Here is a 15,252-nt window from a genome sequence, read left to right on the forward strand (position 1 = left end):
ATTCCTCACTGCCATGCGCGATGGTAAGCACCCAGGGTGGTCTGGCTGCCTTCGGAAAGTCCGGCCAGCACCTGGCGCCACTGGTCCCTGACCACAAAATTGGCCGGGGCGCTGCGGTGGGCGTCGAGGGCGGCACGCCAGACTCGGGTGACTTGTTCCACATAGGCCGGACTGCGTTGCCGGCCTTCGATCTTCACCGCTGCCACGCCAATGGCGCTGAGTTCGGGCAACAGGTCCAGGGTGTCGAGGCTGGTCGGTTCTTCCAGGGCGTGGAAGCGCTTGCCGCCGACCAGGAAACGGCCTTTGCACAAGGTCGGGTAGCCGGCCGGTTCCTCCGGGGTGTAGCGGTCGATCAGCACTTCACTGAGGCGTGCGCTGAGACCATCGGCGTCGTCGCTCCAGCGCACCGCCTTGGCCGGCGAACACACTCCGCACAGGTTGGGCGACTCGCCGGTGATATACGACGACAAGTTGCAACGCCCTTCGGCCATGATGCACAGGCTGCCGAAGCCGAACACTTCGATCGGCACCACATTGCTCGCCGCCACCTGCCGCACCTGGGCCAGGGACAGCACCCGAGGCAGCACCGCGCGACGAATGCCATAACGTTCGACGTAGAACTTCAACGCCGCCGCATGGGTGGCCGAGCCCTGCACCGACAAGTGCAACGCCATTTGCGGATGGCGCGCAGCGGCGTAACCGAGCACACCGGGGTCGCCGGCGATCAGCGCATCCACGCCATGATCGGCCGCGCGGTCGACGGCGCGCTGCCAGCGTGACCAGATCTTCGGTTGCGGGTAGGTGTTGACCGCCACATACAGCTTGCGCTGGTGCTGGCGGATATGGGCGACGGCGGCGTCGAACTGTTTGTCGTCCATGTTCAGCCCGGCGAAATGCCGGGCATTGGTGTCATCGCGAAAACCGACATACACCGCATCGGCGCCTTGGCGCACCGCGGCTTTGAGCGCAGGCAGGTTGCCTGCCGGGCAGACCAGTTGCATGGAGACTCCTCATTGAAACTCGGCGAAAGACAGGAAAGGCACCGGTGCGTCCTTGAGCAGCACTTGCTCGGGCTCGACGATCACCAGGCCATCGGCCCAGCAGGCGGCGGTGAGCATTGCCGAGCTTTGCTGGGGGTGCAGGACGGCGCGCAATTGCCCATCCTCGCCCGGGCTCAAGCGCGCGCGCAGGTACTGGCGACGCTTGTTGGGGGTGGGCCATTCAAACCCGGCCGGCACCTGGATCGGCACCGGTAATACGCGCTCGACACCCTGGGCGCGCAACAGGAACGGACGCACCACCACCAACGTGGTAATCAGCGCGGCGGACGGGTTGCCGGGCAGGCCGATCCACGGTTTGCCCGCGACTTCGCCAAACGCCAGGGGCTTGCCGGGCTGGATCGCCAGGCGCCAGAAGTCCACGCGACCGAGCTCCTGGATGGCTTGCTTGAGATGGTCCTCCTCGCCGACCGACACGCCGCCGGTGGTCAGCAGCAGGTCGCATTCGGAGGACGCCAGGATCAACGCGTCGCGGCTGGCGGCCAGCGCGTCGGCCATCACCCCGTAGTCGAGCACCTCCACACCCCAGCCGCGCAATAACGCGGTCACCAGGTGGCGGTTGCTGTTGTAGATCTGTCCCGGCGCCAATGACTCGCCCGGCTCGCGCAGTTCATCGCCGCTGCTCAGCAGGCACACGCGCAAGGGGCGATAGACCTTGACCCACGGGATGCCGGCCGACGCCAGCAGGCCGACTTCCTGGGCGCGCAGGCGCTGGCCGACACGCAACAGGCGTTGCCCGCGTTGCAGTTCTTCACCGCGCTTGCGCACGTGTTCGCCCAGGCGCAGCGGCGGGCACCAGATGCGCTGGCCGTAAACGCGGCAACGCTCCTGGGGCACCACGCTGTCGGCGCCGGGCGGCAACGGCGCGCCGGTGAAAATCCGCACCGTTTGCCCGGCCTGCAACGGCACGTCGCTGCTGTGCCCGGCGGCAATCCGCCCGGCCAACACCAGGTAGCCGCCCTGATCCGGCACATCGGCGGCGCGCAGGGCGTAGCCGTCCATGGCGCTGTTGTCCCAGCCCGGCAAGTCGAGGGGGGAAAACAGTTCTTCGGCGATCACGCGGCCGGCGGCCTGGCCGAGGGGGATCACTTCGGTGGACGGCGCGTGCGGTGCCTGGGCCAGCAGTTGCGCGATCGCCTCGTCCACCGGCATCAACGACCCGCTGTCACACACGCGGGTGTTCATGACCGCGCCTCACAGGCGCCAAGCGTCTGTTCGAACTGGGGCTTGAGGTGCGCAACGAAGTTGCACGGGCCGGTGCGGCTGTCCAATTGACCGACCAGAATCTGATCCCAGGCGGTACGGCACGCGCCGGGCGAACCGGGCACACAGCACACCAGCACGCCGTTGCTCATGCCCGCCAGCGCACGGGACTGCAAGCTGGACATGCCGATTTCCGCCAGGGACACCTGGCGGAACAGCTCGCCAAAACCGTCCACCTGTTTATCCAGCAGCGGCAACACCGCTTGTGGCGTGTTGTCGCGGGCGGTGAAGCCGGTGCCGCCGGTCATCAGCACCACTTGCACCTGCGGGTCGGCGATCCACTGCGAGACACGGGCGCGGATCTGGTAGATATCGTCCATCACCAGGCCACGGTCGATCAGCACATGGCCGGCGCGTTCCAGGCGGTCCACCAGGGTCTGCCCGGAGGTATCGGTGTCAAAGGTGCGGGTGTCGCTGATGGTCAGCACGGCGATGTTCAGGGAGACAAAACTGCGTTGGGTCAAATGGGCCATGATCAAGGCTCCAGCCATATAAAAAGATGCGCTCAGCCTGCGCCGCAACGGGCGCAGGGCCTATTCCTCCAAGGAGGTACCTCGTCAGGGCGCCAACCGTGTGCGCTGCCAGGCGCCGTCTCGCAGGCGGTAGTCGAGGCGGTCATGCAGGCGGTCAGGGCGGCCTTGCCAGAACTCGATGCGGCGCGGCTTCAGGCAGTACCCGCCCCAATGCTCGGGCCGTGGCGGTTGCTGGCCGGCGAAACGCTCGGTGACCTCACGCAGCAAGCCTTCCAGCTCGCTGCGGTGGGCCAGGGGCTGACTCTGCGGCGAGGCCCAGGCGCCCAGTTGGCTGGCGGCCGGACGGGCGACGAAATAGGCGTCCGACAGCGCCGGATCGAGGCGCTCGACCGCGCCTTCAATGCGCACCTGGCGCTCCAGGCCCGGCCAGAAAAACGTCATCGCCGCTTGGGGGTTGCTCGCCAGTTCATCGCCCTTGGCGCTCTGGTAATTGCCAAAAAACACAAAGCCCTCGGCGCTGAAACCCTTGAGCAGCAGGATGCGGCAATGGGCGCACCCTTCGCTATCGACCGTGGCCAGGGCCATGCTGTTGGCCTCGGCGGGAGGCACTTCGGTTTTGCGTGCCTGGCTCAGCCACTGACCGAACAACACCAGCGGATTGTCCTGCTCACCGTCGTCCCGCAGGCCGTAGAGGGTGTAGTTGCGGCGCAGTTGCGCGAGGGACAGGGGCATGGGACGGACCTCCAGAGAATTCGCCACAGTGTGGGAACTGCGCAGGTTCTATCCCTTGATCACGATCAACAATCCGCCGCGGCATGGCGCCGCAGGCCGCTCACCACAGTGACTTCGCCAGGACCACGATCACCACCATGTGCGCGAGAATGCTGCGCCGTATCCACAGCGCACGCTTGGGGCTCAGGCGCTCGCGGGTCAGCCAGTAGGCCAGCAGCAGGTAGTGCCCGATGATGCTCAGGGCCAGCAGGATTTTCAGGCTCAGGAACAGTCCGAAATGACTGTTCCAGGGCATGCCCCGGTAATGCCAGGCCAGGCCGATGCCCGCCCCATACAGCAGCACTACCACGCCATGCAGCACCCGCCGCGAACGCCGGGCGATGGCGTGTTCGGCAGTGAAGCGCGCCGACCAGGCCAACTCCTCGCGGGCGCTGTGCCAGATCATTACTTCAAAAAACAGCGTGCCAATAAAAGCAATCGCCGCCAGCAGATGCACGATCAACAACCACGAATACAGCATGCAATGCTCCTAACCGGGATGCCCGTCGACCCGCGCGTGCCACAGCATCGGCGCATAACGCCATAGGTACAGGCCCAGGCCGACCGTCCAGCAAATCCCCGCCAGCCACAACGCCGCCACGGGCCAGATTAACACCAGCACCACCCGGCAGACTGCGGCCAGGTTCAACAGTGCAAACGCCAGGGTCATCCCGCCCGGCGGCTGCAACGGCCGACCGGTATGGCCCAGGCTGACCCGCGCCAGCATCGCCAGGATCATCCCGGCCATGGCGCCGACCGTCAGCGCATGCACGGCCAGGCTCGGGTTGAGCGGCGCGCCGAAATGCCACAGCGCCATACCCAGGCAGGCCACAGCCAACCATGCATATGCCAGGTGCAGCGACCACAGCAGCGGCACGCGCCACAGGCCACGGTCATGCCAGCGCACCAGGCGCAGCAGGTGGCCCAGGCCAAGCACGGCGAACAGCGCGCCGCTCCAGCCACTGGGGAACACCGCCAGCCCGCTGGCGTAGAGCAACGCTATCAGAATCGAACCGCCGAGCAATACGCGGTCCAGCCACGGCCACGGCTTGACCCCATCGACCCGGCCCAGGCCACGCTGGGTAAAGAACGGAATCACCCGGCCGCCGATCAGCCCCATCATCGCCGCCACCAACCACAGACCGGTGAGCACCGCCTGGCGCTGCGTGCCTTCGTCTTGGCGCAGCACCCCATAGAGCGCCAACGCGTCTGCCACGGCGAGCAGGCCCAGCACCAGTACAATCGGGTAGTTGCGGGTTTGCCTGACCGTCCACAGCGTCCAGCCCATCACCCCGGCCACGGCCAGCGGAAAACTCAGCTCCAGCACCGCCAACAGCGGCCATGGCAGGTTAACCAACCAACCCAGGCGCGCCGCCAGCCATAGACCGGCGAGCAGCGCCAGGGGCGCGCCACTGACGCCGGGGCGGCCGGTCCAGGTTTGCACCGCCGTCAGCAAAAAACCGGCGATGATCGCCACGCCAAAGCCGAACAGCAGCTCATGCCGGTGCCAGGCCAACCAGCCTCCGGCCGGTTGCCAAGTACCGGTGGCGCCGCTCAGGGCGAACAGCCACAGGGGAATTGCCAGCACCGCCAGCAGGCAGGCGCCAAGGAAAAACGGGCGGAACGCCAGGCGAAACAATGGGGGAATCGCCATGGCCTTGCGTCGATCGAGCACTTGCATAGCACGGCTCCTGAACGGATGAATGCGACAATCTTGCGCCGCCGCCTGCGCTTTGCCCTTGTCGTAGATCAAGCACGCCCGCCACGAACAGGGGAACTTTGCCGGGAAATAACCGCCTGAATCCGGTACGCTCACCGTTTTTACTCAAGGAGTTAATTCCCATGGCCAAAGCCACCGCCCGTCACATCCTCGTTGCCACCGAAGACAAGTGCAATGAACTCAAGACCCAGATCGAAGGCGGCGCCGATTTCGCAGACGTTGCCAAAGCCAATTCCACCTGCCCATCCAGCCGTCAAGGCGGCGACCTGGGTTCGTTCGGTCCAGGCCAGATGGTTAAAGAATTCGACGCCGTGGTGTTCAGCGCCCCGGTCAACACGGTGCAAGGCCCGGTGAAAACCCAGTTCGGTTATCACCTGCTGGAAGTCACCAGCCGTCAGGACTGATTCAGTCCGCGCTGATGTTTGAAACAACGGCCCGCCTTTTGGTGGGCCGTTGTGCATGGGATGACTGGCGATGCACAGGCCGTTAGCGTACAAATCCCTATTCTTCTTCACCCGGCGCTCAAGGCTGATAATGCGACTGGTTTTTTCGACTCTATTTAGCTCCACCCTGGCCCTGCTGCTGGCCAGTACCGCTGTGATCGCAGCCCCGCAACCCTACCTGACGGTGTATGGCGAACCGGCCAAATATGCCGCCAACTTCACCCATTTCGACTATGCCAACCCCAACGCACCCAAGGGCGGCAGCCTACGGCGTTCGGCCATCGAGATCGGGCGCTTCGACCATGTGCTGCCGTATATCGACAAAGGCATCGGCGTGTCCCAGATCGACGGCTGGGTGTATTCGCCGCTGGCACTGCGCTCGCTGGATGAGCCGTACACCGTTTACGGCCTGGTCGCCGAGAAGATGGAGCGTGCGGACGACGGCCTGTCGCTGCGCTTCTACCTCAACCCCAAGGCACGGTTCGCCGATGGCACACCGATCACCGCCGAAGACGTGCGCTATAGCTTCGATTTGCTGATGACCCAGGGCAGCCTGCACTTTCGCACGCTGTTTGCTGACGTCAAACACGTCGAAGTCGAAGGCGAGCGCCAGGTGCGCTTCGATTTTTCCAGCGATGAAAACCGCACGCTGCCGCTGGATATCGCCACCCTGCCGGTGTTCCCCGAGCACTGGTGGAAAACCCGCGACTTTGCCAACGGCGGCGGCTACGAAGCGCCGCTGGGCAGCGGCCCGTACAAAGTCAGCAAGATCGACGCGGGCAGCACCATCACCTTTACCCGCAACCCTGACTGGTGGGGCAAGGACTTACCGGTCAGCCGTGGCCTGTACAACTTCGATCACCTGAGCCTGGAATATTTCGGCGACACCGAAGTGGCGCGCCAGGTGCTGCGTGGCGGCGCGTATGACTTCAACCGCGAGTTCTCCGCCACCGGCTACTCCATCGGCTACAACGGCCCGGCGCTGGATGACGGTCGCCTGCAACGGGCGCACCTGGCCAAAGAGATGCCGCAACCGGCCCAGGGCTACGTGTTCAACGTGCAGAACCCGATGTTCAAGGACCGCCGCGTGCGCCAGGCCCTGGCGATGCTGTGGGATTTCGAATGGGCCAACCGGCAGATGATGCGCAACCTGTACATCCGCCAGCAGAGCTACTTCTCCAATAGCCCGTTGGCCGCGAGCCAATTGCCGACCCCAGAAGAACTGGCGATCCTCGAACCCCTGCGCGGCCAGGTGCCCGACGAGGTGTTCACCCAGGTTTTCAAGGCACCGGTCACCGACGGCAGCGGCATGATCCGCGACAAGCAACTGCAAGCCCTGGCCCTGCTGGAAGAAGCCGGCTGGAAACCCGACGGCGACAAGCTGGTCAACGCCGAGGGCGAGCCGCTGGCGTTCACCTTCCTCAATGCCCAGGCCGGCCTGGAACGTCTGTTGCTGCCGTACAAGCGCAACCTGGCACAGATCGGCATCACCCTGAACATCCGCCGCATCGACGCCTCGCAGTACGTCAACCGGCTGATGACACGGGACTACGACATGATCGTCACCGGTTTCCCGGTCACCATGTCGCCGGGGATGGAGCTGTACAACTACTTCGGCTCCGCCGCCGCGTTCGACCCGGGCGCCAACAACTACACGGTGCTCAAGGACCCGGCCATCGACAGCCTGATCAAAGGCCTGGTCAAGGCCAACACCCAGGCGCAGATGCTCACCTACGCCCATGCCCTGGACCGCGTGCTGCAATGGAACTACCTGTGGATCCCCAACTACTACCCGCCCGGCACCTCTGCCGCGTGGTGGAACCGCTTCGGGCGCCCAGCCATCGAGGCGAAAAATGACGAAGCCCTGGAAACCTGGTGGGAAATCAGCCCCACACCACTGACGAACGAACAAATGAACGCGCAGCTTAAAAAACGCGGAGGGGCCCACTGATGTTTGCCTATATCGTGCGCCGCCTGCTGTTGATCATCCCGACGCTGGTGATCATCCTGCTGGTCAACTTCGTGATCGTACAGGCCGCGCCCGGCGGGCCGGTGGAACAGGCGATCGCCCACCTGCAAGGCATCGGCGGCGGTGCCATCGGCGGCTCCGCAGGCGAAGGCCTCAGCAGCGGCTCGCGGGCCAGCCGGGGCCTGGACCCGAAACTGATCAAGGACATCGAAAAACAATACGGCTTCGACAAGCCGGCACCGGAACGCCTGTGGCTGATGCTCAAGAGCTACGCCCAACTGGACTTCGGCAATAGCTTTTTTCGCGGCGCGACAGTCACCGACCTGATCCTGGAAAAAATGCCAGTCACCATCTCGCTCGGCCTGTGGGCCACGCTGATCACCTACCTGGTGTCGATCCCTTTGGGGATTCGCAAGGCGGTGCGCCATGGCAGCAGCTTCGATGTGTGGAGCAGCACCGCGATCGTGATCGGCTATGCGATGCCGGCGTTCCTGTTTGCGATGTTCCTGATCGTGGTGTTCGCCGGCGGCACGTCGCTGAACTGGTTCCCGGTGCGCGGCCTGGTCTCGGAAAACTTCGACGAGCTGAGCACAGTGGGCAAGATCGCCGACTACTTCTGGCACCTGGTCTTGCCGGTCACGGCGCTGGTGATTGGCGGCTTCGCCACGCTGACCATCCTGACGAAAAACTCGTTCCTCAATGAGATCACGCGCCAGTACGTAGTCACCGCCCGCGCCAAAGGCTTGAGCGAACGCCGCGTGCTGTACGGCCATGTGTTCCGCAATGCGATGCTGCTGGTGATTTCGGGGATTCCCCAGGCGTTTATCAGCGTGTTCTTTGCCGGCTCGCTGCTGATCGAAGTGATCTTCTCCCTCGATGGCCTCGGGCGCATGAGCTACGAAGCCGCCGTGTCCCGCGACTATCCGGTGGTGTTTGGCTCGTTGTTTATCTTCACCCTGTTCGGCCTCCTGATAAAACTGATCGGCGACCTCTGCTACACCCTGGTGGACCCGCGTATCGACTTCGCCGCGAGGAACGCCTGATGCTCAATCTGTCTCCCGTGGCCCGCCGGCGTTTCGAACGGTTCAAGAAAAACCGGCGCGGCTGGTGGTCGCTGTGGCTGTTTATCGGCCTGTTTATCCTGACCCTGGGCGGCGAGTTGATCGCCAACGACAAGCCGCTGGTGCTCAGCTACCAGAACGAGCTGTATTTCCCGGTGTTCAAGCGCTACACCGAACAGCAGTTCGGCGGGCAATTGCCATTCCAGGCGGATTATCGCAGCGACTACGTGCAGAAGCTGATCAAGCAGGACGGCGGCTGGATGCTGTTCCCGCCGGTGCCGTTCAGCGATGACACGCCCAACTACGAGCTGACCCGCCCCGCCCCCAGCCCGCCTTCAGCGGTGAACTGGCTGGGCACCGACGACCAGTCGCGCGACGTACTGGCGCGGGTGATCTTCGGCGCGCGGGTGTCGATCCTGTTCGCCCTGGCGCTCACGGTGATCAGTGCGAGCATCGGCATCGCCTCCGGCGCGTTGCAGGGTTACTACGGCGGCTGGGTCGACTTGCTCGGCCAACGCCTCCTGGAAGTGTGGTCCGGGTTGCCGGTGCTGTACCTGCTGATCATCCTGTCCGGTTTTGTCGAACCGAACTTCTGGTGGCTGCTGGGGATCATGGCGCTGTTCTCCTGGCTGGCCCTGGTGGATGTGGTGCGCGCCGAGTTCCTGCGCGGGCGCAACCTGGAGTACGTCAAGGCGGCGCGGGCGTTGGGTTTGGGTGACGCCAAGATCATTCGCCGGCATATCCTGCCCAATGCCATGACGGCCACCCTGAGCTACCTGCCGTTCATTTTGACTGGTGCGATTTCCACCTTGAGCGCCCTGGATTTCCTCGGCTTCGGCATGCCGGCAGGCAGCGCGTCGTTGGGTGAGTTGATCGCCCAGGGCAAGCAGAACCTGCAAGCGCCATGGTTGGGCCTGACGGCGTTTTTCACCTTGGCGCTGATCCTGTCGCTGCTGGTATTTATCGGCGAGGCGTTGCGTGATGCCTTCGACCCCCGTTCATGAGTGAGTCCGTATGAGCGACAACCTGATCGAGATCCGCGACCTCTGCGTCGCCTTCAGCGGCCAGACCGTGGTGCACAACCTGAGCCTGGATGTACGCCCCGGCGAGTGCCTGGCGCTGGTCGGCGAGTCGGGCTCGGGCAAGTCGGTGACGGCCCTTTCGATCCTGCAATTGCTGCCCGAAGCCGGCACGCAAACCCGCGGCTCCGTGCGCTATCGCGGCCAGGAATTGATCGGTGCGTCGCCCGCCACCTTGCAAAAGCTGCGCGGCGACCGCATCGCCATAATCTTCCAGGAGCCGATGACCTCCCTCAACCCGCTGCACAGCATCGAAAAGCAGATCGGCGAAACCCTGCTGTTGCACAAGGGCCTGGGCGGCAAGGCGGCGCAGGCACGCATCCTCGAACTGCTGGAACTGGTCGGTATCCAGAAGCCCGAGGAACGGCTCAAGGCCTATCCGCACCAACTCTCCGGCGGCCAACGTCAACGCGTGATGATTGCCATGGCCCTGGCCTGCGAGCCGGAACTGCTGATCGCCGACGAGCCCACCACCGCGCTAGACGTGACCGTGCAGCGCAAGATCCTGCTGCTGCTCAAGTCCTTGCAACAACGCTTGGGCATGTCGCTGCTGCTGATCAGCCACGACCTCAACCTGGTGCGCAGCATGGCGCAGCGGGTGTGCGTGATGCATACCGGCGAGATCGTCGAGCAGGCCGACTGCGAGACCTTGTTCACCGCGCCGCAACACCCCTACAGCCGCTTGCTGCTGGATGCTGAACCGGCGGGCGAGGCGCTGTGCAGCGAAGCGCGTGAAACGGTGTTGCAGGTGGACGACCTGAGCGTGCAATTCCCCCTCGGCGGCGGCCTGTTTCAGCGCAAGACTTACCTGCGCGCGGTGGACGGCATCAGCCTCAGCGTGCAGCGCGGCAAGACCCTGGGCATCGTCGGTGAGTCGGGCTCGGGTAAATCCACCCTGGGCCAGGCGATCCTGCGCCTGCTGGACTCCACCGGCAGCATCCGCTTCCAGGGGGTGGCCCTCGACCCGCTCAATCACCAGCAGATGCGCCCATGGCGCAAGCAGATGCAGGTGGTGTTTCAGGACCCTTACGGCAGCCTCAGCCCGCGCATGTCGGTGCAGCAGATCATCAGCGAAGGCCTGGAAGTGCATGCGCCGTGCAGCCTTGCCGAGCGTGACGCGCAGGTGATCCAGGTGCTCAAGGACGTCGGCCTCGACCCGGCCAGCCGGCATCGCTACCCCCACGAGTTTTCCGGTGGCCAGCGCCAACGCATTGCCATCGCCCGCGCCCTGGTGCTCAGGCCCGCGTTGATGCTGCTCGACGAGCCCACCTCAGCCCTCGACCGCACGGTGCAGAAGCAAGTGGTGGCGTTGCTGCGCGAACTGCAGGACAAATACGGCCTGACCTACCTGTTTATCAGCCATGACCTGGCCGTGGTCCGCGCCATGGCCCACGACATGATCGTGATCAAAGACGGCAAGGTCGTGGAGCGTGGCGCCAGCCATGACGTATTCACATCGCCGCAGCACCCCTACACCCAGGAGTTGCTGGCGGCCGCCCTCGGATTGTCGAGATGAGTACCAGCCTCAAGGACTACCAACAGGTTCGCGGCCTGGCCATTCGGTCGCTGTTCGAGATCATCGAGCAGTCCAGCGAAGGCACGGTGATCGTCGACCGCGACGCCAACATCGTGTGGATGAACGAGCGCTACGCTAAGCGCTTCGGCCTTAAAAGCGCCGACGAAGCCATCGGCCAACCCTGCGAAAAAGTCATCTCCAACAGCCTGCTACGCCAGGTGGTGAGCACAGACCTGCCGATCCTGCTGGATATTCAGGACACGCCCAAGGGACCGCTGGTGGTGATGCGCCTGCCGATCCACAACGACGCCGGCGCGGTGATCGGCGCCATCGGCTTTGCGCTGTTCGATGAGCTGCGCAACCTGTCGCCGCTGATCGAGCGTTACCTGAGCATGCAGCAGGAGCTGGCGTCGACCCGCTCGCTGCTGCGTTCGCGCCAGAGCAAGTACACCTTTGCGCACTTTATCGGCACCAGCGCCGCCAGTTTGGAAGTCAAACGCCGTGCGCGGCGCAGCGCGAGCGCCGAGTCGCCGGTATTGCTGCTCGGCGAAACCGGCACCGGCAAGGAGTTGCTGGCCCAGGCGATCCACGGCGCCTCAACACGCGCGCACAAAGCATTTGTCAGCATCAACAGCGCAGCCATTCCCCATGACCTGCTCGAGGCCGAGTTCTTCGGCACCGCGCCCGGTGCGTTTACCGGCGCCGATCGCAAAGGCCGCCCCGGCAAGTTGCAGATCGCCCAGGGCGGCACGCTGTTTCTCGATGAAATCGGCGACATGCCCCTGCCGCTGCAAAGCAAGCTGCTGCGGGTGTTACAGGAGAAGGAATACGAACCGGTCGGCTCCAACGAGATGCTGCACAGCGATGTGCGCGTGATTGCCGCCACGTCCATGGACCTGGAAGCGGCGATCAAACGCGGCGAGTTTCGGGCGGACCTGTATTACCGGTTGAATGTGCTGCCGATCCGGGTGCCACCGTTGCGCGAGCGGCTGGAGGATATTCCGGCGTTGAGCGAAGCGATCCTCGAAGAACTGCGCAGCCACCACGAACTGGATCGCGAGGCCCTGGCGTTGTTGGCGCAGCATGCGTGGCCGGGGAATATCCGCGAGCTGCGCAACGTGCTGGAGCGCGCGGCGTTGTTGAGCGATGACCTTGTACTGGATGCAGCAGAGATTCGCGCCGCCATCGGCACGTTCAGCCCGGTGGCGCGCGGGGCGCTGGAGACCGTCGAGGGCGAGACGTTTGCGGCGGCGCGCGAGCGCTTTGATCGGCAGGTGATTGGGGCGGCGCTCAAGGCCTGCGACGGGAATGTGGTGGACGCGGCCCAGCGCTTGGGGCTGGGCAGGTCGACCTTGTACAAGAAAATGGTCGCGCTGGGCCTGGCCACATCTCAATAAAGAGACACAAATCTCAATACAAAGACAATCCTTGTGGGAGGGGGCTTGCCCCCGATGGCAGTGCCTCAGTCAGCCTATTCTTTGCAGACCCACCGCTATCGGGGGCAAGCCCCCTCCCACCTTTGATCTGTTTTTGTCTCTAGATTGAGACTAAATCTGGAAAGTTTGTTCATGTGTACGTGAATATCTATGTTTTTCAATAGGTTATGAACATGGCACACATCTCGCTATAGCCTTCCTCCACAGCTTCACCCCACAAAAATAACAATCCGATGGAGACACACCATGAGTGTGATCATTGCCCTGGCAGCCCTCGCGCTGCTGATGCTGGCTGCCTACCGTGGCTATAGCGTTATCCTGTTTGCCCCCATCGCCGCCCTCGGCGCCGTCCTGCTCACCGACCCGTCCGCCGTCGCCCCTGCGTTTACCGGGGTGTTCATGGAGAAAATGGTCGGTTTCATCAAGCTGTATTTCCCGGTATTCCTGCTCGGTGCCGTGTTCGGCAAGCTGATCGAGCTGTCGGGTTTCTCGCGCTCCATCGTCGCAGCCGCGATCCGTTTGCTCGGCACGCGCCAGGCGATGCTGGTGATCGTGCTGGTCTGCGCCCTGCTCACCTACGGCGGCGTGTCGCTGTTCGTGGTGGTGTTTGCGGTGTACCCGTTCGCGGCGGAGATGTTCCGCCAGAGCGATATCCCCAAGCGCCTGATTCCGGCGACCATTGCCCTGGGTGCGTTCTCCTTCACCATGGACGCGCTGCCCGGCACGCCGCAGATCCAGAACATCATCCCCAGTACGTTCTTCAACACCACCGCCTGGGCCGCGCCGTGGTTGGGGCTGATCGGCACGGTCTTCGTGTTCTGCACCGGCATGCTCTACCTGGCGCGCCAGCGCAACAAGGCGCAACGGGCCGGTGAAGGCTACGGCACCGAGCTGCGCAACGAGCCGGAGACCGCCGAAAACCTGAGCCTGCCTAACCCCTGGATCGCGCTGTCGCCGCTGATCCTGGTGGGGGTGATGAACCTGCTGTTCACCCACTGGATTCCGCAGTGGTACGGCAAGACCCACAGCCTCAGCCTGGCGGGCATGAGCACGCCGGTGACCACCGAAATCGCCAAGCTCACTGCGATCTGGGCGGTGCAAGCGGCGCTGCTGGTGGGCATCGTCATGGTGCTGGTGTTCGGCTGGTCAGCAATCAAAAGCAAGCTCGCCGAAGGCAGTAAGAGCGCGGTCAGTGGTGCGTTGCTGGCGGCGATGAACACCGCTTCGGAATACGGCTTTGGTGCAGTGATCGCCTCGCTGCCGGGCTTTCTGGTGCTGGCGGACTGGCTCAAGGGCATCCCCAACCCGCTGGTCAACGAAGCGATCACCGTGACCCTGCTGGCCGGTATCACCGGCTCGGCGTCCGGCGGCATGAGCATCGCCCTGGCGGCGATGTCCGAGAGTTTTATTGCTGCGGCCCACGCGGCCAATATCCCGCTTGAAGTGCTGCACCGGGTCGCGGCCATGGCCAGCGGCGGCATGGACACCCTGCCCCACAACGGCGCGGTGATCACGTTGCTGGCGGTCACCGGGCTGACCCACCGCGAAGCCTACAAGGACATCTTCGGCATCACGATTATCAAGACCCTCGCGGTGTTCGTGGTGATCGGTACTTTCTACGCCACCGGCATTGTGTGAGGTTTCTATGACGAACTTGAACGGCAAGACCGCCCTGGTCACCGGCTCCACCAGCGGTATCGGCTTGGGCATCGCCTTGAGTTTGGCCGAGGCCGGCGCCAACCTGATCCTCAACGGCTTCGGCGACGCCAGCGCGGTGATCGCCCAGGTGCAGGCATTCGGCGGCAAGGTTGGGCACCACCCGGCGGACGTCAGCGACCCGGCGCAGATCGCCGACATGATCACCTACGCCGAGCGCGAATTCGGCGGCGTGGACATTCTGGTCAACAACGCCGGCATCCAGCATGTGGCCGCGGTGGAAGACTTTCCGGTGGAACGCTGGGACTCGATCATCGCGATCAACCTGTCGTCGGTGTTCCACAGCACGCGCCTGAGCCTGCCGGGCATGAAGGCCAAGGGCTGGGGGCGCATCGTCAATATCGCCTCGGTGCATGGCCTGGTGGGGTCGGTGGGCAAAGCCGCGTATGTGGCGGCCAAGCACGGCGTGATCGGCCTGACCAAGGTGGTCGGCCTGGAAACCGCCACCAGCAACGTGACCTGCAACGCGATTTGCCCCGGCTGGGTGCTGACGCCGCTGGTGCAGAAGCAGATCGATGACCGCGCGGCCAACGGTGTCGACCCGCAACAGGCCCAGCATGATTTGCTCGCGGAGAAGCAGCCGTCGCTGGAGTTCGTGGCCCCGCCGCAACTGGGCGAGTTGGTGCTGTTTTTGTGCAGCGAGGCCGGTGCCCAAGTGCGGGGCGCGGCGTGGAATATCGATGGTGGGTGGCTGGCTCAATAAAACCAGACACTGGAGATTAAAACTGTGGGAGGGGGCTTGCCCCC

At 64.1% G+C, this 15,252-nt stretch carries 14 protein-coding genes; 8 read left to right on the plus strand and 6 right to left on the minus strand.

Annotated features, from left to right (window positions below):
• Positions 1-5 precede the first annotated feature (5 nt).
• From P3S72_RS17650 to P3S72_RS17675, 6 genes are all read right to left on the minus strand, one after another.
• Positions 6-1,001, minus strand: a complete 996-nt coding sequence (locus P3S72_RS17650; RefSeq protein ID WP_276193351.1) for a peptidase U32 family protein — start codon at positions 999-1,001, stop codon at positions 6-8.
• 9 nt (positions 1,002-1,010) lie between these two features.
• Positions 1,011-2,243 (minus strand): gephyrin-like molybdotransferase Glp, encoded by a 1,233-nt coding sequence (glp, locus tag P3S72_RS17655; RefSeq protein ID WP_276193353.1) that lies wholly within the window; start codon positions 2,241-2,243, stop codon positions 1,011-1,013.
• The gene (moaB, locus tag P3S72_RS17660; protein WP_276193354.1) at positions 2,240-2,794 is read right to left on the minus strand and encodes a molybdenum cofactor biosynthesis protein B; all 555 of its coding nucleotides are present in this window, start codon (positions 2,792-2,794) and stop codon (positions 2,240-2,242) included. Before moaB ends, glp begins: the two co-directional genes overlap by 4 nt.
• Positions 2,795-2,878: 84 nt before the next feature.
• A complete protein-coding gene (pdxH, locus tag P3S72_RS17665) occupies positions 2,879-3,526 on the minus strand; it encodes a pyridoxamine 5'-phosphate oxidase (protein ID WP_276193355.1) in 648 nt (215 codons plus the stop codon).
• Positions 3,527-3,626: 100 nt separating this feature from the next.
• A complete protein-coding gene (locus tag P3S72_RS17670) occupies positions 3,627-4,046 on the minus strand; it encodes a hypothetical protein (protein WP_276193356.1) in 420 nt (139 codons plus the stop codon).
• A gap of 9 nt (positions 4,047-4,055) precedes the next feature.
• On the minus strand, positions 4,056-5,246 hold the full coding sequence (locus P3S72_RS17675; protein ID WP_276193357.1) for an NnrS family protein: 1,191 nt from the start codon (positions 5,244-5,246) through the stop codon (positions 4,056-4,058).
• 161 nt (positions 5,247-5,407) lie between these two features.
• Between P3S72_RS17675 and P3S72_RS17680 the strand changes: the two genes are divergently transcribed.
• The 8 genes from P3S72_RS17680 (at position 5,408) to P3S72_RS17715 (ending at position 15,208) form a co-directional block, all read left to right on the plus strand.
• The gene (locus P3S72_RS17680; RefSeq protein WP_276193358.1) at positions 5,408-5,689 is read left to right on the plus strand and encodes a peptidylprolyl isomerase; all 282 of its coding nucleotides are present in this window, start codon (positions 5,408-5,410) and stop codon (positions 5,687-5,689) included.
• Between the two features lie 130 nt (positions 5,690-5,819).
• The gene (locus P3S72_RS17685) at positions 5,820-7,679 is read left to right on the plus strand and encodes an extracellular solute-binding protein (RefSeq protein ID WP_276193359.1); all 1,860 of its coding nucleotides are present in this window, start codon (positions 5,820-5,822) and stop codon (positions 7,677-7,679) included.
• On the plus strand, positions 7,679-8,740 hold the full coding sequence (locus tag P3S72_RS17690; RefSeq protein WP_253395218.1) for a microcin C ABC transporter permease YejB: 1,062 nt from the start codon (positions 7,679-7,681) through the stop codon (positions 8,738-8,740). The genes P3S72_RS17685 and P3S72_RS17690 overlap by 1 nt, the downstream gene beginning before the upstream one ends.
• Positions 8,740-9,762 carry an ABC transporter permease gene (locus tag P3S72_RS17695; protein ID WP_276193360.1) on the plus strand — a complete coding sequence of 341 codons (1,023 nt, stop codon included), beginning with the start codon at positions 8,740-8,742 and terminating at the stop codon, positions 9,760-9,762. Before P3S72_RS17690 ends, P3S72_RS17695 begins: the two co-directional genes overlap by 1 nt.
• Before the next feature lie 10 nt (positions 9,763-9,772).
• A complete protein-coding gene (locus P3S72_RS17700) occupies positions 9,773-11,353 on the plus strand; it encodes an ABC transporter ATP-binding protein (protein ID WP_276193361.1) in 1,581 nt (526 codons plus the stop codon).
• Positions 11,350-12,750, plus strand: a complete 1,401-nt coding sequence (locus P3S72_RS17705) for a sigma 54-interacting transcriptional regulator (protein ID WP_276193362.1) — start codon at positions 11,350-11,352, stop codon at positions 12,748-12,750. Before P3S72_RS17700 ends, P3S72_RS17705 begins: the two co-directional genes overlap by 4 nt.
• Before the next feature lie 285 nt (positions 12,751-13,035).
• Positions 13,036-14,427, plus strand: coding sequence for a GntP family permease (locus tag P3S72_RS17710; RefSeq protein ID WP_247408507.1), 1,392 nt, complete (start codon positions 13,036-13,038; stop codon positions 14,425-14,427).
• Positions 14,428-14,434: 7 nt separating this feature from the next.
• Positions 14,435-15,208, plus strand: coding sequence for a 3-hydroxybutyrate dehydrogenase (locus P3S72_RS17715; RefSeq protein WP_276193364.1), 774 nt, complete (start codon positions 14,435-14,437; stop codon positions 15,206-15,208).
• Positions 15,209-15,252: the final 44 nt, after the last annotated feature.

It is taken from the genome of Pseudomonas sp. D3 (assembly GCF_029320995.1).
Classification (GTDB): domain Bacteria; phylum Pseudomonadota; class Gammaproteobacteria; order Pseudomonadales; family Pseudomonadaceae; genus Aquipseudomonas; species Aquipseudomonas paraveronii.

Excerpts from the sequence above, each read along its gene's own strand:
- P3S72_RS17650 (WP_276193351.1), bottom strand. The coding sequence starts at position 1,001 with ATGCAACTGGTCTGCCCGGCAGGCAACCTGCCTGCGCTCAAAGCCGCG.
- glp (WP_276193353.1), bottom strand. The coding sequence starts at position 2,243 with ATGAACACCCGCGTGTGTGACAGCGGGTCGTTGATGCCGGTGGACGAG.
- moaB (WP_276193354.1), bottom strand. The coding sequence starts at position 2,794 with ATGGCCCATTTGACCCAACGCAGTTTTGTCTCCCTGAACATCGCCGTG.
- pdxH (WP_276193355.1), bottom strand. The coding sequence starts at position 3,526 with ATGCCCCTGTCCCTCGCGCAACTGCGCCGCAACTACACCCTCTACGGC.
- P3S72_RS17670 (WP_276193356.1), bottom strand. The coding sequence starts at position 4,046 with ATGCTGTATTCGTGGTTGTTGATCGTGCATCTGCTGGCGGCGATTGCT.
- P3S72_RS17675 (WP_276193357.1), bottom strand. The coding sequence starts at position 5,246 with ATGCAAGTGCTCGATCGACGCAAGGCCATGGCGATTCCCCCATTGTTT.
- P3S72_RS17680 (WP_276193358.1), top strand. The coding sequence starts at position 5,408 with ATGGCCAAAGCCACCGCCCGTCACATCCTCGTTGCCACCGAAGACAAG.
- P3S72_RS17685 (WP_276193359.1), top strand. The coding sequence starts at position 5,820 with ATGCGACTGGTTTTTTCGACTCTATTTAGCTCCACCCTGGCCCTGCTG.
- P3S72_RS17690 (WP_253395218.1), top strand. The coding sequence starts at position 7,679 with ATGTTTGCCTATATCGTGCGCCGCCTGCTGTTGATCATCCCGACGCTG.
- P3S72_RS17695 (WP_276193360.1), top strand. The coding sequence starts at position 8,740 with ATGCTCAATCTGTCTCCCGTGGCCCGCCGGCGTTTCGAACGGTTCAAG.
- P3S72_RS17700 (WP_276193361.1), top strand. The coding sequence starts at position 9,773 with ATGAGCGACAACCTGATCGAGATCCGCGACCTCTGCGTCGCCTTCAGC.
- P3S72_RS17705 (WP_276193362.1), top strand. The coding sequence starts at position 11,350 with ATGAGTACCAGCCTCAAGGACTACCAACAGGTTCGCGGCCTGGCCATT.
- P3S72_RS17710 (WP_247408507.1), top strand. The coding sequence starts at position 13,036 with ATGAGTGTGATCATTGCCCTGGCAGCCCTCGCGCTGCTGATGCTGGCT.
- P3S72_RS17715 (WP_276193364.1), top strand. The coding sequence starts at position 14,435 with ATGACGAACTTGAACGGCAAGACCGCCCTGGTCACCGGCTCCACCAGC.